The 20,350-nt window shown below is 53.1% G+C and carries 16 protein-coding genes; 8 read left to right on the plus strand and 8 right to left on the minus strand.

Annotated features, from left to right (window positions below):
• Positions 1-76 precede the first annotated feature (76 nt).
• From H511_RS24060 to H511_RS0108175, 4 genes are all read right to left on the minus strand, one after another.
• A complete protein-coding gene (locus tag H511_RS24060) occupies positions 77-2,410 on the minus strand; it encodes an Ig-like domain-containing protein (protein ID WP_051288000.1) in 2,334 nt (777 codons plus the stop codon).
• Positions 2,407-3,447 (minus strand): OmpA family protein, encoded by a 1,041-nt coding sequence (locus H511_RS0108160; protein ID WP_027251871.1) that lies wholly within the window; start codon positions 3,445-3,447, stop codon positions 2,407-2,409. The genes H511_RS24060 and H511_RS0108160 overlap by 4 nt, the downstream gene beginning before the upstream one ends.
• A gap of 319 nt (positions 3,448-3,766) precedes the next feature.
• A complete protein-coding gene (locus H511_RS22870; RefSeq protein WP_081669225.1) occupies positions 3,767-4,300 on the minus strand; it encodes a copper chaperone PCu(A)C in 534 nt (177 codons plus the stop codon).
• 35 nt (positions 4,301-4,335) lie between these two features.
• Entirely contained in the window at positions 4,336-4,773 is a 438-nt protein-coding gene (locus tag H511_RS0108175; protein ID WP_027251872.1) for a hypothetical protein, read from the minus strand.
• Positions 4,774-5,093: 320 nt separating this feature from the next.
• Between H511_RS0108175 and H511_RS0108185 the strand changes: the two genes are divergently transcribed.
• Positions 5,094-5,846: an SDR family oxidoreductase gene (locus tag H511_RS0108185; RefSeq protein ID WP_027251873.1), complete on the plus strand. Its 753-nt coding sequence runs from the start codon at positions 5,094-5,096 to the stop codon at positions 5,844-5,846.
• 55 nt (positions 5,847-5,901) lie between these two features.
• Here the strand turns inward: H511_RS0108185 and H511_RS0108190 are convergent, their stop codons facing one another.
• Both H511_RS0108190 and H511_RS0108195 read right to left on the minus strand, forming a co-directional pair.
• Entirely contained in the window at positions 5,902-6,612 is a 711-nt protein-coding gene (locus H511_RS0108190; protein WP_027251874.1) for a response regulator, read from the minus strand.
• Positions 6,609-8,270: an ATP-binding protein gene (locus H511_RS0108195; protein ID WP_051288002.1), complete on the minus strand. Its 1,662-nt coding sequence runs from the start codon at positions 8,268-8,270 to the stop codon at positions 6,609-6,611. Before H511_RS0108195 ends, H511_RS0108190 begins: the two co-directional genes overlap by 4 nt.
• A gap of 268 nt (positions 8,271-8,538) precedes the next feature.
• On the opposite strand from H511_RS0108195, the gene H511_RS0108200 reads away from it, so the two are divergent.
• The 3 genes from H511_RS0108200 (at position 8,539) to H511_RS0108210 (ending at position 11,630) form a co-directional block, all read left to right on the plus strand.
• A complete protein-coding gene (locus H511_RS0108200; RefSeq protein WP_027251876.1) occupies positions 8,539-9,519 on the plus strand; it encodes a tripartite tricarboxylate transporter substrate binding protein in 981 nt (326 codons plus the stop codon).
• 105 nt (positions 9,520-9,624) lie between these two features.
• Positions 9,625-10,098 carry a tripartite tricarboxylate transporter TctB family protein gene (locus H511_RS0108205; RefSeq protein WP_027251877.1) on the plus strand — a complete coding sequence of 158 codons (474 nt, stop codon included), beginning with the start codon at positions 9,625-9,627 and terminating at the stop codon, positions 10,096-10,098.
• Between the two features lie 2 nt (positions 10,099-10,100).
• A complete protein-coding gene (locus tag H511_RS0108210; protein WP_027251878.1) occupies positions 10,101-11,630 on the plus strand; it encodes a tripartite tricarboxylate transporter permease in 1,530 nt (509 codons plus the stop codon).
• Between the two features lie 106 nt (positions 11,631-11,736).
• Here the strand turns inward: H511_RS0108210 and H511_RS0108215 are convergent, their stop codons facing one another.
• Entirely contained in the window at positions 11,737-13,860 is a 2,124-nt protein-coding gene (locus tag H511_RS0108215) for a TonB-dependent siderophore receptor (protein ID WP_027251879.1), read from the minus strand.
• A gap of 116 nt (positions 13,861-13,976) precedes the next feature.
• Entirely contained in the window at positions 13,977-14,894 is a 918-nt protein-coding gene (locus H511_RS0108220; protein ID WP_027251880.1) for an AraC family transcriptional regulator, read from the minus strand.
• 290 nt (positions 14,895-15,184) lie between these two features.
• Between H511_RS0108220 and H511_RS22875 the strand changes: the two genes are divergently transcribed.
• The 4 genes from H511_RS22875 to H511_RS22880 all read left to right on the plus strand — a co-directional run bounded on the left by H511_RS22875 (position 15,185) and on the right by H511_RS22880 (position 20,297).
• The gene (locus tag H511_RS22875) at positions 15,185-17,197 is read left to right on the plus strand and encodes an alkaline phosphatase D family protein (RefSeq protein ID WP_051288004.1); all 2,013 of its coding nucleotides are present in this window, start codon (positions 15,185-15,187) and stop codon (positions 17,195-17,197) included.
• A 153-nt stretch (positions 17,198-17,350) separates the two neighbouring features.
• Positions 17,351-18,904, plus strand: coding sequence for a long-chain-fatty-acid--CoA ligase (locus H511_RS0108230; protein WP_027251881.1), 1,554 nt, complete (start codon positions 17,351-17,353; stop codon positions 18,902-18,904).
• Between the two features lie 154 nt (positions 18,905-19,058).
• Positions 19,059-19,439 (plus strand): SpoIIAA family protein, encoded by a 381-nt coding sequence (locus tag H511_RS0108235; protein ID WP_027251882.1) that lies wholly within the window; start codon positions 19,059-19,061, stop codon positions 19,437-19,439.
• 132 nt (positions 19,440-19,571) lie between these two features.
• On the plus strand, positions 19,572-20,297 hold the full coding sequence (locus H511_RS22880; RefSeq protein ID WP_051288005.1) for an outer membrane beta-barrel protein: 726 nt from the start codon (positions 19,572-19,574) through the stop codon (positions 20,295-20,297).
• Positions 20,298-20,350: the final 53 nt, after the last annotated feature.

The following is a 20,350-nucleotide window of genomic DNA, read 5'->3' on the forward strand; positions in this document are numbered from 1 at the left end:
GGGGCTGCGCTGGTGGAATCATGCCGGATGTTGGCTGATAAAAAGAGCCCGCTGGCTACAGCGGGCTGAAGTGGTGTTACATTTCTAAATCGCTTTTCTCGACAGAGTTGACTGTACAGACCGAGAGCACACCTGGCACGGTTGCCAGGCAATTGATGATGATGGCATTCTCGCTATCTACATCGGTGCCTGACATATCGGCGGTGGAAGTAATCAGTACATCAGTCAGTACGCCCGCCAGTAAGCTGACCACGCCATCGGTGCTGACCGCCAGCAATGACGCCGCAGAGACGTGATAGGTCACGCTGCTGTTATCAACCTGCTGTTTAGTACCGTCAGAATAGTAGGCGTGGGTTGCGACAGTGAAAATCTCTGAACCAAGCAACTCAACGGCCAGCTCACCAGAGTAATCTGACTCGATCCGAACACGTAGCAACTCAGCAGGACCAACCGTCAGGGCTGCTGTCGCCGAGCTGCCCTCATAGTTCGCAGTAATGGTCGCTGAACCAACGGATACGCCCTGCGCCAGACCGTCTGCTGTGATAGTCGCGACACTGGTATCACTGCTTTGCCAGCTCACCAGTTCCGTGACATCCTGAGTGGACGTATCCGTGAAGGTGGCTGTGGCCGTGAACTGCTGGGTCAAACCGTTGGCGATAGTTGCCGTTGGCGGCGTCACTGTCAGTGACGTTACCGTTGCAGCCGTGACTTCCAGGATTACGGCCGGACTGGTTTGCCCCTGATAGCTGGCAGTCATCTCTGTCGTCCCCATTGCCAGCGATTGTGCCAGGCCTGAGGTGTTGATACTGGCGACACTGGTGTCCGAGCTGACCCAACTGACCAGATGGGTGACATCCTGATCCGGGCCGCTGGTAAAGCTTGCCGTGGCGGTGAACTGCTGAGTGGTGCCGTTAGCAATACTGGCGGCGCCTGGACTTACAGTAATCGCGCTTATTTCCGCCGGTGTAACTGAAAGTGGAATGTCGGCGCTGGTGACACCCTGATAGTGGGCGGTCACGACTGTATTGCCTTCATTCAGGCCGTGGGCTAAACCTGTGGCAGAAATAGTTGCGACACTGGTATCGTCGCTTTTCCAGCTCACCAGATCGGTCACATCCAGGGTGCTGCCGTCGGAGAATTTGGCGGTGGCGGTAAACTGCTGGGTGGTGCCGTTAGCAATACTGGCCGATTCCGGTGTAATGGTGACAGACAGCACGGTTGCTGCGGTCACAGTCAGGTTCGCGTTGTTGCTGACGGTCCCGCCAAAGCTGGCCGTGATCACGGCAGATCCCGTCGCGAGTGTACTGACAACCCCGGTTCCGGACACAGTCGCGACAGCGGTATCGCTGCTGTGCCATGTCGCTTGCGCACTGACATCCTGCGAGGTGCTGTTATTAAAATGCGCGATGGCCGTGTAGGCATGGCTGGTGCCTTTGGCTAAGCTCAGAGTGCCGGGTGTGACTTGCACTGAATCAACTGCGGCAGCCGTAACGGTGAGATTCACAGGATCGCTGGGTAGGGTACCGAAACTGGCGGTGATGTTGGCCGTTCCTGCACTTTCGGCATCGACCAAACCCGTTGTTGAAACTGTCGCGGCAGTTGTATTGTCGCTGTTCCAGGTGACCTGAGAGGTTAAGTCTTGTGTCGAGCCATCGGAGAACTGACCTGTGGCAGTAAACTGCTGTTGTGTGCCAGCGACCAATGACGCCGTAGCGGGTGAGAGGTGAATGGAATCCAGTGTAGCCGTTGTCACCGTCATCACCGCCTGATTACTGCTCACGCCTTCAAATTGCCCGGTGACCGTTGCTGACCCTGACGCCTTGGCGAAGACCATGCCGCCGGTGCCCACCTCAACGGTACTGGCATCCGTGGTATTCCAGATGGTCTGGCTGGTGACATCTTCACGGCTGCCATCGTGATAGTAAGCCAGTGCGGTAAACTGCACCTGCGTCCCAGCGGCGGCTGACACCTGTCCGGGAGTGATTTGCAGCTGACTGACTGTGTGGCCGCCCGTTACCGTAATCACAACGCCGCCGCCACTGACACCGGCATAGCTGCAGGAAATGGTGGCTTCGCCGGCTGCAACGGCCTGGATCACGCCTTGGTCACTGACGGTGGCAACCGATTCATCGCTGCTGGTACATTGCGCGTTCTGGGTGACATCTTTTTTATCTTTGTTAGCGTAAATGGCATTTACTTTAAAAGTAAGGGAGCTACCTGCTTCCGCTGTGTTCGCGCTGGGGATGATTTCCAGGTTACGAACCGTTTTGCCGCCCTTATCTACGGCACTGGTGTCGTTGTCTTTCTGGCTGGGCAAACCGCTACCTTCTCCGCCGCAACCTGCCAGGGTCAGCGTCATGAGAAAAATACCCAGCCAGAGTGTTAAATACCGGCAAATGTTGTTCTTCATTGGATTGCCTTCCTTGTAAACTGAGGTGAAGTCAGCACGACGCGTCGGTTCATTGCTCGGTTAGCCGGGGTGTCATTACTGACCAGCGGCTTGGTTTCGCCAAACGCTTCGTAGCTGATACGGTCAGGGGTAATACCCTGTTGTTCAAAATACAGCACAACACTTTGCGCCCTGCGTTGAGACAGCTTCATGTTGTAGTCTTCCGAGCCGACATCGTCGGTATGGGTTTCAACCCGCAGCATGGCTTCCGGATACTGATTCAGGTGATTCAGCATCGGCTGGAATGTGGATGTCATATCGGGGCGGAGCTTGGCAGAATTGAATTCAAAGATGGCATTGGACTGAGTGCCGTCCACCTGCATCGTAAAGGCTTCCTGAGTGACAGGTTGCGGCGCGGGTTCTGGCTCGGGCTCAACCACCGCGACAGGCTGCGGGTCATTACCCGAGAACCGGTAGCTGATGCCCAGCATCAGAGTATGGAGATCGGCGCCAGCCGTGCTATCGTCACCGACATTATTGGCAAACTGGTAGCTGAGTCCGGTTCGCCAGCGCGGTGTAAAGTCCCAGTCTACGCCGACACCGACAAGGGGGGAGAAGCCATCTTCGTCGTTAGATACAGTGCCGGCAATTTCTTTACCGTCGCTGGAGACATGCCAGGCCATCACGCCGGCCTTGCCCACCAGAGACACCACATCCGATACCGGATAGCGATAGCCCAGAGAGGCTGACAGACCTAACACATCTCCTTCATAATCGGCACCCACCGAAGGGTCATCCAGCGCCGGGTAAGTCGCATCGAACTGGCCGTAATAGTCATAGGCCACTTCCAGCTCCCAGCGCGGAGTCCAGGCGTAGTTATAGAAAATCCCCGCACCTGGCGCATCATCATCACAGCTGATGTTCTGGCTTTCACAGGCATCATCAGCAAATGTGTAACTGGCGCGTAGCCCGGCCCGGTGCTCAGAAGCATTGGCGAGAGAGATGCATAAAGTGCTCAGTACAAAACATGAAAGGGAAAACCTTGTGCTCTGATTCATTACAGTTCCATCCTCAGTCCTTGAAAACGCTATGAAGAGCTACCCAGCTTAGGAACTTCTTGTCATCCAGGTATGCTTTAAGTCAAATTAGTACATAGATCACAAAATAGCGAAATAAGTTGCACGGATATCATTACTTGATGGGATGGATTTTTAGTCTTGGTCGTTCATTCTGGAGGGAGAGGTGACAAATCGGGCTTAAGGAATGATTTATGCAGGGTACCAGAATGCATTCGGGCGCAGATATAAAAACACCCCGCCAGGTGAACCCGCGGGGTGTTGGAGGTATTGATGCCTGATGCCTATGCCTGATGGCGAATCAGTGCATGCTGTCGTGGTTCATACCGTCATGATCCATGCCTTGATGGTCCATTTGGCTGTGGTCCATGTTTTGTCCGGTGCTCATCATGTAGTCGGCTTTTTCTACTTTCACTTTCACTTCCACCTTACCGGCGTTCTGAAAATAAAGCGTCAGCGGAAAACTGTCACCCAGTTCAGGTACTGAGGTCAGGTTAAACATCATAATGTGGTAACCGCCGGGCTGCAGCAGCTGGGTGTCATGGGCAGGGATCTGAATGTCGTCCACTTTGCGCATTTTCATCATGCCGTTTTCATGTGCGTGTTCATGAAGTTCGACTTTTTCAGCAATCGGCGATTCTGCACGCAGCAGGACATCCGCCTGATCGCCGTGGTTATCCACTGAGAAAAAAGCCGCTGCGACTGAAGACATAGGCGGGACTTCTTTGGACCAGGGATGATCAATGTGCAGCTCGCCAGACTCAAATTCGTGGGCCATTGCCAGGCCGGAGGTGAAGACAGAAGCGGCCAGCAGCAAAGCGTGTAATGGTTTCATTGTGTTCTCCAATGGGTTTTAAGCAATCAAAAATGTCAAAAGGAATGTGATGATGTGCTTATCGGCGGAGGAGAATGTTTTGGCCCAAACAGTTCATACAGTTTGTTGTTAGCCCTAAGCCAGAACATACGGCGCAGGCCGGAATAAATCGCAACGGATACCAGAATAAGCGGCTGAAGATAACTGGTGTCGTAATGGATAGGCTGTAATGGCGTGAGCAGCGGGCAGTGGTTTTGCCATTGTCCGTGCGGCGACCTGTCATGCTGATTAACCAGATCGGCGACCGAGACCCATTGCAGGCCATGCACGGTACAGATCAGAATTTTATCCCCGGTCAAGCCGCTCGGAGTACCCTGATGGAAGGCCGGATTGATCACCACGACAGCCGACAACACATTCAGCCATAACAATGACACCAGAATGATAGTTATCATTCCGGCACGATTGCGGGTTGAAGTAAAAGTCGCGGTCATGGTGTTTTGTCTGATTCTGGGAAGCTGGAATCATAGCAGATGAGAATAACATTCGGTAACAGATTACCGGTAAGTGCTTGAAAAAATCCGACTGAATACAGGTTTTCCGTGTGTTTATCCGGCTGACAGCGTCTTGAGTATCAGGTTGTTTTTTCATGAGAAGAGTGCTTGAATATCGGCACTTACCCACCGGAGGCAAAGGAATGAAGGTTGCTATTCTGGACGATTATCAGGATGTTGTCCGTCCTGCCGGTCTTGCGAATGCCGCGGTATTGAGCACTGAACCTCATCAATAACTATGGAATGAAAAGGAATCGAAGATGCCTAAAGAGCGGGTAGTATTGATTACCGGATCCAGCCGGGGAATTGGCGCGGCTACAGCGATTCAGCTGGCCTCTCAGGGGGTGAGTGTCTGCGTGAATTATCGTTCTGAGCACGAAGCGGCAGAGCAGATTGTGCACCGGGCGCGTAAATATGGCGTGAATGCCATAGCGGTACAGGCGGATGTGTCTCAGGAACAGGAGGTGATGCGACTGTTTGCCACACTGGATAATGAACTGGGGCCGATAACCGGGCTGGTGAATAACGCCGGTATTCTGATGCAACAGATGCCGGTGTTACACATGACAGCAGAGCGGATCAATGCCGTGATGCACACCAATGTCACCAGTTGCTTTTTATGCTGCCGGGAAGCGATCCGGCGCATGGCCTATTCGCAAGGCGGTCAGGGCGGCTCGATTGTCAATGTCTCTTCGGCAGCGTCCCGTACCGGCGCGCCTTTTGAATATGTCGATTATGCGGCGTCGAAAGGGGCGATGGATACCATGACCCGCGGCCTGTCACTGGAAGTGGCCAGTGAAGGCATTCGTGTCAACGGCGTTCGTCCCGGCTTTATTTACACCGATATGCACGCCTCAGGTGGCGAGCCGAATCGGATTGAACGGCTGAAATCAGCGATACCTATGCAGCGCGGCGGCACTGCCGAAGAAGTATCCGAAGCAATCTGCTGGTTATTGTCGGATCAGGCCTCTTATTCGACCGGATCGTTTATCGATCTGGCAGGCGGCCGCTAAGCACAGTCATGACTGGCCGATGCCCGTTATCAGCGGGACTGGCCGCAGCCAGCTGTTATGGCTGACTGCGGTACTTACGCTCCGGGCGGCCGACACTGCCGTATGAGACTTCGGCGCTCAGCTCATCAGTACTGACCAGATACTCAAGGTATCGGCGGGCAGTGGTTCTGCTGGCGCCGATTTCCTGACCGACCTGCTCGGCGTTGAGATTAATGTTCGGCTCGGTGAAGACACTGCGGATTTTATCCAGCGTCAGGCCGTCAATGCCTTTCGGCAACCGTGAGGCCGTGGCGGGCGGTGTTTGCGGCGCAGGTTGATCCGTGGCGGAAGTGGGCTGCAGCAGGCCATCAACATCGCTTTGCACCAGCGAGTGCATATCAGACAACTTGTCCAGATGAGCGCTGAAATTGAACAGCGCCGATTGCAGTCTTTCAAACACCACGGGTTTTAAAATGTAATCAAATATCCCGCTGCGCATCGCGGTGCGCAGGGTATCGACTTCAGTGGCCGCCGTAACCAGAATCACGTCGGTATGGCAGCTTTCAGCACGCAGTTCCCTGAGCAATTCCAGCCCGGTGCCGGTCGGGAACTGATTATCCAGTAACAGTAACTGAGGCTGGAACACGTCGATCAAATCTCTGGCTTCATCCAGGCCATGGGCTATGCCTATAACCTGAAAGCCCGGTGTTTTTTCGACGAAGCGGCGCTGTATTTCCGCATTTTGCGGATCATCTTCTGCAATGACGACAGTAATGGGTGCTGTCATTGTTGTTCCTCTTGTCCATGTCTTGTTGCATTGTCTGAACGACGCAGTGATTTGGGAATGTACACAGTAAAACGACTGCCGGAAGGTTCAGCGGGTTCGACGGTAATGATGCCGCCGAGATGTTCTGTCAGCTGTTTGACTAAATGCAGTCCGATGCCGTGTCCTTCAACGTCCTTGGTGGTGTAACCACGGGTAAAAATTTTATCTTGTTCCCCTTCGGCAATGCCAGGCCCCTGATCATTGACCTCGAATATCAGCTCTTTGCCTAAGTCGCTCATACTGAGCAGCACCATGCCGCCTGGGCCATGGTGCCTGAGCGTCGCTTCCAGTGCATTGTCTATCAAATTGCCCAGTATGCTGACTAATTGCTCGCGGGGCAGAGAGGCGGGAATGTCCGACATCTGGCTGTCGTCGTCAATGGCCAGCTCCAGGTTCAGCTCTCTGGCCCGGTTGTATTTACCGAGCAGGCAACCGGCCAGAATACTGTCTGAGGTTGCTTTCATTATGGTCTGAATAAAACTCTGATGGCTGGATGTTTCCTGCCCGATCACCTTCAGCGCCTGCTCAATCGCACCAATCTGAATCAGACCGGCGATGGTGTGCAGCTTATTGTTGTACTCATGGGACTGGCTGCGCAGGCTATCGGCATATTGCTGAATACGGGTCAGCTTACGGCTGACCAGATCGACTTCATTCTTCAGCCGGAAACTCGATACTACCCCTGTGACTACCCCGTCCTGCACCATGGGAAAACGGTTGGCGATCAGGTTACGGTCATGCAGCCAGATTTCCTGATCAAAATGGTGCTCGCCGCTTTGCAGGACATCCAGCATCCCGTTGTCGGGCAAGACATCATGGATATGGCGGCCAATGTAATTCTCGTCAGCAGGCAGTTGCAGCGTTTTGATGGCGGCATGGTTAAAGGTGGTGATGATACCGTGCTGATTAATGGCCACTATACCTTCACGCACGGTTTCCAGCGTGGCATTGCGTTCATGAAACAGCCGGCCAATTTGCTCAGGCTCCAAATCAAAAATGGCTTTGCGGAAGTGATTGGCAAACCAGAGTGCCATGATCACGCTGAACAGAAAGGCCAGCGTACTGGCGACAATCATGGAAAGCTGGTGGCGGCTGACAATCGCATCGACTTCGGTCAGCAAATAGCCGACTGAAACTATGCCGATGATCTGAGCACCATCGGTGCTGAAAATAGGGGCTTTGCCACGCATCGACCAGCCGATGCTGCCTTTATCCAGCGCGACATACGCCTGGCCGTGAATCAGCGCCTGGCTGTTATCGTCACTGTCATCATCCGACATGGATTTACCGATACGCTGCGGGTTGAGGTGGGCGAGCCGAATGCCCTGGCTGTCGCCAATAACGACAAATCTTGCCTGAGCGGCCTGGGCCATTTTCAGGCTGAGCGGCTGCAGAAATGCGGTATCTCTGTCTGATACGGCGCGAATCACATCGGGTGAAGCCGCAATGGTTTTCGCGACTCGTATCGCCTGCTGACCAATTTGTTCATGTAACACACTGTCGAGATAGCGAATGGTAAAGTGGCCGAGCGCGCCTGTTTGCAGGATCGCGATAAAACCCAGAATTAAAACCATCCGGGTTTTGAGTCGAAAATGACGTAAAGACAACAGCTTAGTCATGTTGGGAAGGCGTTCCGTCTACCTTTGTAACATCTGTGAAACAGTGTACCGTCAGTGGCATCGAAATGCTGTGAACAATATGAACTTAATGCATTTTACGCCCGGTATTCACATTATTTTTACAATCTTTTCATATTTATGATCGTGGCATACCTTGATTTTGACGTTAAGCAATAACAGAACCTGAACCGCAGACAGACATAAAGCTCCAGTCACAGCGGCAAATCAGGTCGGGCAATGGACCCCTATCTAATAACGAGGAAAAGGTATGCTTACTCAGTTAATGACCCGCAAACGTGTCTCCGTACTTGCTGCAATCATGGCTTCTGCATTGAGCGTCAGCGCTCAGGCAAAAGTGGATTCCATTCACTTTCTGGTGCCGGGTGGTGCGGGTGGCGGCTGGGACAGCACTGCACGTGGTACCGGCGAAGTATTGAAAAAGTCTGAACTGGTTGACACCATTTCTTACGAGAACATGTCCGGTGGCGGCGGTGGTAAAGCCATTGCGTACCTGATTAAAACCGCTGAGCAATCCACAGACACACTTATGGTTAACTCTACTCCTATTGTGATTCGCTCACTGTCTAAAGTGTTCCCCCAGTCGTTCCGCGATCTGACCCCGGTAGCCGCCACTGTGGGTGACTACGCCGCGTTTGTGGTATCGGCCAAATCCAAATACACCAGCTTCACCGACATAGTGAACGATTACAATAAAGATCCCAGCAGTATCACAGTGGCGGGTGGCTCTGCACGCGGCAGCATGGATCACCTGGTTGCCGCCTTGGCGTTCAAAGCCGGTGGTGGCGAGCCGCGTCGTCTGAAATACCTGGCGTATGATGCCGGTGGTAAAGCCATGGCCGGTTTGCTGTCGGGTGAAACCACACTGCTGTCAACCGGCCTGAGTGAAGCGCTGACGCTGGCAGATGCCGGTGAAATCCGCATCCTGGCGATGACGGGTGATCAGCGTTCTCCTTCAGCGCCGGAAGTACCGACTCTGCAGGAGCTGGGCTATAACGCGACCTTCGTTAACTGGCGTGGATTCTTTGCCGCACCGGATATCAGCGATGAAAAAGCCGATGAATTCGCCGAAGTACTGGGTGAGATGTACAACACAGATCAGTGGAAAACCGTACGTGACCGCTACGGCTGGACTGAAATCTACAAGCCTCGCAAAGAGTTCGTTGCCTTCCTGTCACAGCAGGAAAAAGAAATCGGCGATCTGATGCGTGAACTGGGCTTCCTGAAGTAATCCTGTCTGCATGACATATTGCGCACCGCCTGGCTGGGTGGTGCGCGTAGTAACAAACCGGCCTGAGTCTGGGGCCGGGTCAAACCGATAGTGGTGAGGATGACCATGACAATTACAAAAGATCATATCGGTGGACTGGTGTTTCTGTGCTTTTCCATCGTTTACGGTTACTACGGCAGCGGAATTGAGATGTTCCCCGGCGATGAATATCAGCCCTTCAATGCGAAATCTTTGCCACTGACATTAGCTGGTCTCGGTATCGTGCTGGCCTTGTGTCAGCTGGCTACGGCCAGCCGCAGTCAGGATGACAAGCTGGACTTACGGGGATTGGATTTTGTTCTGATCACCAAACTGCTGCTGCTGATGCTGATTTTTGCCGCTTCCCTCGAATGGATTGGCTTCATGTTATCGACCGTGGTCTTTCTGATGGGCGGTTACTGGTTGCTGGGTGAACGTCGTCCTAAGGTTCTGCTGGTGGCGTCTGTGCCATTTGCCGTGTGTTTCTGGTTCTTGCTGACACAGTTGCTTGATATCTATCTGGCCCCTGGCCGACTGATCACAAGTATTCTCGGGGGTTAATTATGTTCGATGGAATGATGACTGGATTGTCGACGGCAATTATGCCCTTCAATCTGATGATGGTGGTGGTTGGCTGTTTTGCCGGGACATTCATTGGCATGTTGCCGGGTCTGGGCCCGATTTCTGCCATCGCACTGATGATCCCTATTACTTATGGTCTGGATCCGTCTTCAGGCATTATCCTGATGGCCGGTGTGTACTACGGTGCTGTTTTTGGCGGGTCAACCTCATCAATACTGATTAATGCGCCGGGCTGTTCAAGCACAGTGGTGACAGCCTTTGACGGTTTCCCGCTGGCGCAGAAAAATCAGGCGGGTAAAGCGCTGGCACTGGCCGCGTATTCCTCTTTCACTGGCGGCACAGTCGGTGCCATCATTTTGCTGTTTGCAGCGCCCGCTCTGGCCAAAGTTTCACTGAGTTTCCAGTCCAGCGACTATTTTGCGCTGATGATTCTGGGCCTGACGGCGGTGGCCGCTTTCTCCGGCAAAGGCCAGGTGCTCAAAGCCCTGATGATGACAGTCTTCGGCCTGATGATTTCGACCGTCGGTAACGATGTCATGACAGGCGTGCCGCGCTTTACTTTTAATAATGTCGATTTGATTGACGGTATCAGCTTCCTGCTGCTGGCGATGGCAACTTTCGCACTGACAGAAGTAGTGATGACGGTTCTGCGGGGTGAGCACCGGCAGGAAGATGCGCAGATGGACATGAATAATCTGGGCAGCATGAAACTCAGCAAGGAAGAAGTGAAGCATGTGGCACCGACGGTCGCGCGTTCTTCCGTCTTTGGTTTCCTGGTTGGTGTATTGCCAGGCGCCGGGGCGACCATTGCCTCTTTCCTGAGCTACGGCATGGAGCGTAATCTGGCGCCGAAAGAAGAGAAAGAAAAATTCGGTAAAGGCGCGTTACGGGGCCTGGCTGCGCCTGAATCTGCGAACAACGCAGCGTCTACCGGCTCTTTCGTTCCTTTGCTGACACTGGGTATTCCCGGCTCGGGCACAACCGCCATTATGCTGGGGGCGCTGATTGCGTATGGTATTCAGCCTGGTCCGCGTCTGTTTATTGATAATCCGGATGTCTTCTGGTCGGTGATCATCTCGATGTACTTCGGGAATCTGGTGCTGCTGATTCTGAACCTGCCGTTGATTCCGTATATCTCCAAACTGTTGGTGATTCCGCGTCCGATCCTGATCCCGCTGATTCTGTTCTTCTCCATCACAGGGGTATATCTGGTGAGTTTCAATGCCTTTGATATCCAGATGATGGTGTTGATCACAGTGATTGCGACCTTCCTGAAATTGCTCAACTTCCCTATGGCACCTATGCTGCTGGGATTCATACTGGGCGACATACTGGAGAAAAACCTCAGCCGCTCGCTGACGCTGTCTGATGGGTCATTTGCTTTCCTGGTGGAACGTCCACTGACATTAACCATCATGGTGCTGGCAGTGCTGGCGCTGTTGATGCCACTGTTCAGCACCTGGCGTGATAAGCGCAAAGCCGTGGCAAAAGGGCAGACACAACAGGTATAAGCTGAAGCCGGACAGATGACCGGCTAAATGAGAGTGAAGAAAAAGCCGCACGTTCTTTGAACCGTGCGGCTTTCTTTTTATGGCTTATGACGTCTGGCCAGCATTGTCAGAAACTGAATGCGACCTTGGCTTCCACTGAACGCTCGGCGCCCAACCAGCAGTTGCTCTGATCGAAACAGGTGTAGTATTCCTTGTCGAACAGGTTTGAGGCACTGACGGTGGCGCTCACATTGTTCAGGCTGGCGCTCAGCTCGCCTAAATCATAGCGGGCAGACAGATCAAACAAGGTGTAGTCAGGGACTTTGGCGGTGTTTTGCGCATCGATTTCAGACTCGCCGACATAACGCACACCGGCACCTAACACAGTACCGCTTAACAGGCCGTTGTAGATGTAATAGTTAGCCCACAGCGACGCCATCTGCTCAGGGATCCACACCGGGGTTTTGCCTTCGATGCCGGTATTGTCCTGCGTCACTTCCGCATCGGTATAGGTGTAGTTCAGCGCAATATCCAGATTGTCAGTCAGCAGCCAGAAGCTTTCAAACTCCAGTCCACGGGTACGGATCTCGCCCGTTTGGATCTTGTCATAGGCACTGCCATTGGGGTCTCGGGTCACTACGTTTTGTTTAGTCAGCTGGTAGGCCGCGAGACTGGCGGACTGGGTCTTATCTTCAGACTGGTATTTCACCCCGGCTTCCCATTGCTGGCCTTCAGAAGGGTCGAACACTTTACCGAACCTGTCCTGCCCGGCTACCGGCTCAAAGCTTTCCGAATAGCTGATATAGGGTGCAAAACCGTAGGCCAGATTGTAGAGCGCGCCGATTCGGCCCGAGAAGCTGTCTTGCTCAATATCGCCGGATATTACACCGTCGGTTTTCTGGTCAAGCTCGTAATGATCATAACGCCCGCCTGCCAGCAAAATAAGCTTATTCCAGCGGATCTGATCCTGCAGATACACACCCAGCTGAGAGGTATTGATGTTGTACCTGGCTCTGTAGTTAAAGCCAGGGTTGTTCGGGTCAATCTGATCATTATCCGGATTGAACATATCAATGCTCGGTGCACTGAAGTCCAGTGTGTCCTGGTACACCACAGAAGAGTCCATGTGCTGGTAGTCCAGGCCCATCAGAACATTATGCTCGGCAGCGCCCCAGTGGAGTTTGCCTGTGAGCTGGTTGTCCATGGTCAGGAATCCCAACTCCTCATCGGTCTGATAGGCATTACGGCTGAGTGTCCGGTTATCTGTGGCGAGCGCACCATTGTAGGTGTTTGTCTGATGCAGGCTGGCGTCGCTGTATCTCAGGTTATGCAGTAACGTCCAGTCATCATTAAAATCATGCAGCACTTTATAGCCAAGCATCAGCACTTCACGTTCGAAATCATTCCAGTTTTTATCGCCCGTGAACGTGTCAGGCGACAGCTGGCCTTCCGGGTTAGGCAGTACAGAGCCCTTTGCCGGCACTGTAGTGTAAATACCTGCACTCGGGTCGTTCTGATAATACAGGTTGAGGTTGATCAGGGTGTCATCAGAGGCTTGCCAGTCAATGGAAGGGGCAATCATGTAACGCTCATCCTCGGCAGTCTTTGCCTGACTGTCCCTTTGCCGCGCCAGGGCGATAAGGCGATAGCTGACATCGCTGTTCTCCAACTGACCCGTGGTATCAATATTGGCTTGCATCAGGTTGTGGGTACCTGTACTGATTTCGATATCCGTTTGCCGGGTTTTCTGTGGTGTTTTGGCAATCAGGTTCACCATACCGCCCGGCGGGATATTGCCGTACAGCACAGAGGTTGGTCCTTTAAAGACTTCAACTTGCTCCACGGCAAAGGCGTCTACCTGGCCTTGCAGGTTCCAGCCACTGAGGTAGGGCAACTGCAGGCCGTCATAGAAATTCTGATAGTTGATGAAACCCCGGATATTGAACAGGTCCAGCCGGGTGACCGCCCCGCCGCGCAGTTCAGTATTGACCCCAGACATATAGCGTAATGCTTCGCTCACTGAGCTGGCGCCGCGCAGATCGAGTGTTTCACGGTCGATAACCGAGATAGCCTGCGGGGTTTCTTCGGCGGTCAGTGCGGTTTTGGTGGCAGTGTTGCGATAGGTCTCACCTAACACTGTAATGGTGTCATCTACCCGGGTTGTCTGGGTGTCTGTCTGGGCAATAGCCGATACGCTGAAGGATGAGGCAATGGAAATTGCCAGCCATGAAGGAGCGAAAGTGCGATACATGAAAAGAAACCTCTGCTGCAATATGTGAATGCTAATTGTTATCAATTGCATTCTAAGGGTTTTGCAGCGGGAAAATTAACAATTTGGTGCATCTTGAGATCTGTGGTCGCGATTTTTCAGGCTGGCTCAACCGGCAGCCAGTACTCCATACGGTGAGATGGGTTGGCGGTATCAAATTGCGGTGGGTAAATCTCCAGTTCATAGCCATCAATGCCTTTGAAACTGGACTCAGGCAACCAGGCGGCAATAAACCAATGAAGCACTTTATCCAGCTGGTGGATAGGCCCGGAATAGGGGATCACGGCGTAAAGCTGTTCGGGAACGCTCAGACATTGAGCCTCTGCCGCGATAAGCGGCTGCACAGCAAGCGCCTGTTCGGACGGTATGCCAGCCCAGTAAATCAATGCCTCGCCCGACTGGCTCTGCGTGTCGATCACCCCTATCTGGCTGATGGTGCCTGTGGCGGTAAAGTGCTGATGAAACTGCTGCCAGATCGCGGGGACAGTCTCCGTGTAATCGGGGTTATCGGCAAACAGGCCATGAATTTTACCGTTCACACCGTATAGCTGGAATGCCGGGCGGCGCTCAAGGCGGATTTGTAACAGACGCTGTGAGATCTCAGGGGCTAAAGTCACCGGTCTGGTCGATTGCAAGGGGGTTCTGAGGCCTGTCAGCAGGCCGCGCTTTTTATAGCTGCCGGGCGCGCAGCCGAACATTTGCCGGAAAGCGCGGATAAAACTGATTTCGGAGTTAAAGCCGCAGGAGAGCGCGATGTCGAGAATCCTGTCATTGCCCGATAACAGCTGTTCAGCGGCCCGGCTGAGTTTCAGCTCGCGCACATACTGCGCCAGTGTCAGCCCGGTTTCGCTGTTAAACACCCGCTGAAGCTGCCAGCGCGACCAGCAACTTTGCTCCGCCAGTTCCACCACACTCAACGGCTGATCCAAATGAGAGTGGATGTAATCCAGTACCCGTTGAATACGTGTGAAATGATGCGGTTTGGATGTCTGACTTGGGCTGGCTGGTGTTTTCATTACGACGGCTCAGTGTCTGTGTCATTCCATAATGGTCACAGATAGTAACACTGAAGCACTTTGCCCGGTAGTTGAGTAGATCGTCTTTACCGCCCGAAAAGGGCGCCACATCACAGCGCTGACCGTCAGGGTATTAGTGCCGGCGGTGAATTGACCTTTGACATTCCGTTGGCAACAGCCGAAGGTGTACGAAGTAGAATGAATTCATCAATATATCCATCTTGCCTGAGGCTGCATCAGACAGGATGGATAGTCAGGGTGATATTGCAGGTAACAGGTGACACGGATAAATGACAGTGAACAGCTCCGACAATGATACGCACAATACCACTCACTCACGTGAGCTGCCTTTATTCCTGACAGGGCCGGTTTTGCGCCGCTGTAATGCCAGAGTGATTACGCTGTGGATGGTAACGTCCGCCCCGCTTGAAGGCCAGTTTCAGCTTTTTCAGGGCAAAGAGACATCGCCTTTTTTTCAGGCTGACTTTACCCGCGAGCAGCAGATCCGGATAGGGCAGTCAGCCTGGGTGGTGATGGCACAATTTTCGGGCGAATTTCCGCTGGATACTGAGCTGGCCTACGATATCACCACCCGGCAGGGTGCGCTGACCGCGCTGCTGCCTGACATCCTCTATCCCGGCGAGGAGCGGCTGACGCTGACGATTAAATCCCATGCTGACTATATTCAGCATGGCTCCTGCCGCAATCCGCATTTTCCCGGCAAAGACAGCCTGGTCGCGGCAGATGAGAAAGTGGCGTCACTGCCGCTGGGTGAGCGCCCGGCCTTACTGATGATGAGTGGCGATCAGATCTATGCCGATCATGTTGCCGGGCCGACGTTAGATGCGATCAGTCAGGTGATCGACTTGCTCGGATTACCCGACGAAACCTTCACCGATGCCCCTTATGCCTCATTATCGGCATTACGCGCCAGTCATCACCAGCTCTACGGCCGGGATCAGGTTCTGCCTGTGTACGAGCCTACCGGCAACTGGCTGTCAGACACCCGCATCATGCGCTGGCTGCCGGCCAAACAGCGCCCGGTTTTTACCGCCAATGAGTGTGAAAACCACCTGATTGGCCTGAGTGAATTTCTGGCGATGTACCTGCTGGTCTGGTCGCCGAATGTCTGGCAGCTGGTGGATACCGACCGCCTGGAGAAACAGGGTTTTCAGTGTGGCGAACAAGTGCTGGCGGACAAATGGCAGCAGTTGTGGCAACAGGAAAAAACGGAGATTGAGGGATTCATCAGCGGGCTGGTTAAGGTGCAGCGGCTGGTGGCACATATTCCCACTTACATGATATTTGACGATCATGATGTCACTGACGACTGGAACCTGACTGTCGGCTGGGAACAGGCCGCATACCAGCATGCCTTTTCAAAGCGCATTATCGGCAACAGTCTGTTCGGATACTGGCTGTGCCAGGGCTGGGGCAATGACCCTGAACAGTTTGACGACACTTTTATGGCAAAGGCCCGCACCTATTTTTCAGCGCCGGATACCGCCTCTCATGATGCCATGATAGATCACTTGTATGATTTTGAGCACTGGCACTATCAGGTAGAGACAAAACCTAAGATGCTGGTGCTGGATACCCGAACCCGTCGCTGGCATTCAGAGTCGAAAATGAACAAGCCCTCCGGCCTGATGGACTGGGAAGCCCTGACAGAAATGCAGCAGGCGCTGATTCATGAACCGGCGGTGATCATAGTGTCGCCCGCGCCTATCTTCGGCGTGAAGTTCATAGAAACCTTGCAGCGCATCATGACATTACTCGGTAAACCTCTGGTGGTGGATGCGGAGAACTGGATGGCCCATCCAGGGGCCGCCAATACCTTGCTGAGTATCTTTACCCATACTAAAACACCCACCCATTTCGTGATCATTTCCGGCGATGTGCATTACTCGTTTGCCTATGATGTTCAGCTGCGATTTCGCCGTAACAGTCCGAACATTTATCAGATCACCGCCAGCGGGATTAAAAATACCTTCCCGGAGAAATTGTTACGGGTTTGTGAGCGAATGGACAGGTTGCTGTACAGCCCGCATTCTCCCCTGAACTGGTTTACCAAACGTAAACGCATGAAGATTTACAAGCGGGATCCGGACACCCCGGGACACGGCCGCTTAGTCAACAGCAGTTGTATCGGCGAGCTGTGGCTGAAGGATGACGGCCAGCCCGAGCGCATTGCGATTCTGACTGCAGAAGGGCAGTCCATCGGGTTTCCCCCGACCCGGCAGGAACAGAAACGGCACTCAGAAGCGGGTGAAAACGCAACAGCAGGGCCTGACAATAATTAGCCATAGTCGGGTGCTTCACATATTTTTAACACAGAGACGCGGCGCTGTTGACTTAGGTCAAACGTCCGTTTAATCCTATGGTTCAAATGAAAAGACAGGCGGGAAGCTTGTCTTTATAAAACGTTGTGTAGAACTCAACACAAGGAAAACACCATGTTGAACCTTGCCGCTGCCTTACAGCGTAATGCTGTGTCCAAGCCTGACAAAGTCGCTATTGTTTTTGGTGACACTCAGATCACTTATGCCCAGTTCAATGCCATTGCCAGCCAGATCGCCAATGGTTTGAAGGCCAAAGGCATACAGCCTGGTGATCGGGTTGCACTGAGCTGTCCCAATCTGCCGTTCTTTCCGCTGGTGTATTACGGCATTCAAAAAGCGGGCGCAGTCACTGTGCCGCTCAATGTCCTGTTGCGTGAGCGCGAAATTGCCTTCCATCTGGAAGATTCAGCGGCGAAATTCTACTTCTGTTTTGAAGGCGTGGAAGGACTGCCAATGGCGCAGGCCGGTATGGCAGCCTTTAATCAGGTCGATGGCTGCGAGCACATGGTAGTGATGACGGCCGATCAGTCTGCGATGGATTACCAGGGGCTGCCGACTCTGACAGCCTTCATGAACGATCAGTCACCTGTGTGTGATTATACACCCCGTGAAGCGGATGATACCGCAGTCGTCCTGTATACCTCGGGCACCACGGGTAAACCGAAAGGGGCGGAGCTGACGCACAGCAATCAGTACATCAATGCACTGGCCGCGCAGAATCTGATGGAAATGCGAGGTGACGACGTACACTTGCTGACCCTGCCGCTGTTCCATACCTTTGGTCAGACAGTCAATATGAATGCGCCCGTCAGCCTGGGCTGTACTATGGTGATGGTGGCCCGCTTTGACCCGGCAACCGTGAAGGGATTAATTGAAAAGCATAAGGTCACCCTATTTGCCGGTGTGCCGACTATGTATATCGGCATGAATCTGTGCCAGGCCGACAACGATGTGTCTTCATTGCGTCTGGGTGTCAGTGGCGGCGCGTCGCTGCCGGTGGAAGTGCTGCGTACCTTTGAAGAGAAATTCAACGTACCGATTCTTGAAGGTTACGGTCTGTCGGAAACCAGCCCTATCGCCAGTTTCAATCATCTGGACATGCCCCGGATTCCGGGCTCAGTCGGCCAGCCGATTCAGGGCGTTGAGGTGCGTGTGGTTGATGACAATGGCCAGCCACTGCCACAGGGTGAACCGGGCGAAATCATCATACGTGGTCATAACATCATGAAAGGCTACCTCAACCGGCCGGAAGAGAATGAGAAAGCCCTGCGCAATGGCTGGTTCTACACCGGCGATGTCGGACGGTTTGATGACAAGGGCAATCTGTTCATTGTCGACCGGGTCAAGGATTTGATTATCCGGGGTGGCTTTAACGTCTATCCGCGTGAAATTGAAGAAGTGTTCATGACGCACGCTGACGTGGCGATGGTCGCGGTAGTCGGTGTGCCCTGTGATCAGTATGGCGAAGAAGTGAAAGCCTTTGTGGTACTGAAAGAGGGCGCGCAGGTATCCGGAGAGGAGCTGAAAGCCTGGGGTAAAGAACAGCTTGCCGCTTATAAATACCCGCGCATGGTCGAGATCCGTCAGGCACTGCCAATGAATGCGACCGGTAAAATCCTCAAGAAAGATCTCAGGGCCGAAGTGCGGCAGGCCGCAGAAACCGCTTAAACCTCATCAACATCAGGCACCGGGTAATCTGCCCGGTGTTGGCATTTTCCCTGTTTATCCTAATCTCCTGTTTTCCCTTGTTACAGCTACAATTATCCAGAATATCCTTAACCTTAAGCCTGTTGTTCATTCATTAATGGCAAACGGAGGCCCTATGCATACCACTCATGGATTATTGTTTGAGGTAGACAGGGATGGCGATAACTTTTTTATGGAACTGAAAGCTATCGGCAAGCTCACTCACCAGGATTATGAACGGATCACCCCATTGATCGACGATGCCCTTGACGGTGTGGCTAATCCTAAGGTCAATGTCTATTTCGATGGCTCAGAGTTTGAGGGCTGGGAATTACAGGCCGCATGGGATGACCTTAAACTTGGCCTGAAGCACGGTAAAAAGTTTCACCGGATTGCCATTTATGGTAATCAGCGCTGGATGGACATAGTGGCTAAAATTGGCAGCTGGTTTATCTCAGGTGAAGTGAAATGCTTCGACACCCCCTTTGACGCATTAGCCTGGTTAAGAGAAGACTGAAACTGACAGCTCGATGTTTGTTGCTGTTTTTGCTGGGATTTACTCGTCTGTAAAGCAGGGAGTTGCTATGATGCAGCAGTATTCATGCTCTGGGGGAGTCCCCACTATGGCTGTTTAAACAGGGAGGCAGCTTTGCAGTTTCGAACCTTTTCTTTTTTACCTCTTTCTTCTGTTTTGTTATTGGGGTGTTTTACCAGTGCCGGCTCCATGGCGGCAAGCCCGTTACCGACTGCCGTTAAACCAGCGTCGGAACTGCCATCGGACCAGGCGGCCGGCCAGGAAGCAGACCAAGAAGCCAGCCGTTATTTCTTCGGCTTACGGGGCGGCGTCAGCCTGATGGGGTTAACGGACACAGCAACGATAGCCGGCGTGTCGTCATCCTCTGATGACGCTGATGCCAATGGCTTCTGGGGCGTGGATATTGGCTATTACACACCCGAAGGGCGCAGCCGGCTTTACTACAGTTTTGAACGGCATGTGGCGGAAAGCCAGTACCCGTCATCAGGGCTGAAATATGACAATATCGCTAATCTGAACCTGCTCGGCACAGACTACTTTTTCCTGTACCACAAAGACTTTTCGCCGTATGTCGGCCTGCATTTCGGTTATGCCAGCGTCAGTTCCGATTCCGGTTATCAGGGCGACTACAAAACCAGCGGTTTTGTGATTGGTATGCAAACCGGCCTGGCGTGGCGCGTTTCATCTGACATGACAGTTGAAGCCGGTTTCAGACACACAGTGTTGCCAAGCAAGCTGAAAACCTGGCAAGGGCAGGACGAGTCGGGCAACAGCATAAACTTTGAATCTCAGCAGCGCGGTGTCAGCTCTTTGTTTCTGGCGGCGAACTACCGTTACTGAGTGTTGTTTGCACACAGCTGGCAATGTACATGATGGTGCCGACGGCTTTGGGT

The organism is Photobacterium halotolerans DSM 18316 (assembly GCF_000425165.1).
Classification (GTDB): domain Bacteria; phylum Pseudomonadota; class Gammaproteobacteria; order Enterobacterales; family Vibrionaceae; genus Photobacterium; species Photobacterium halotolerans.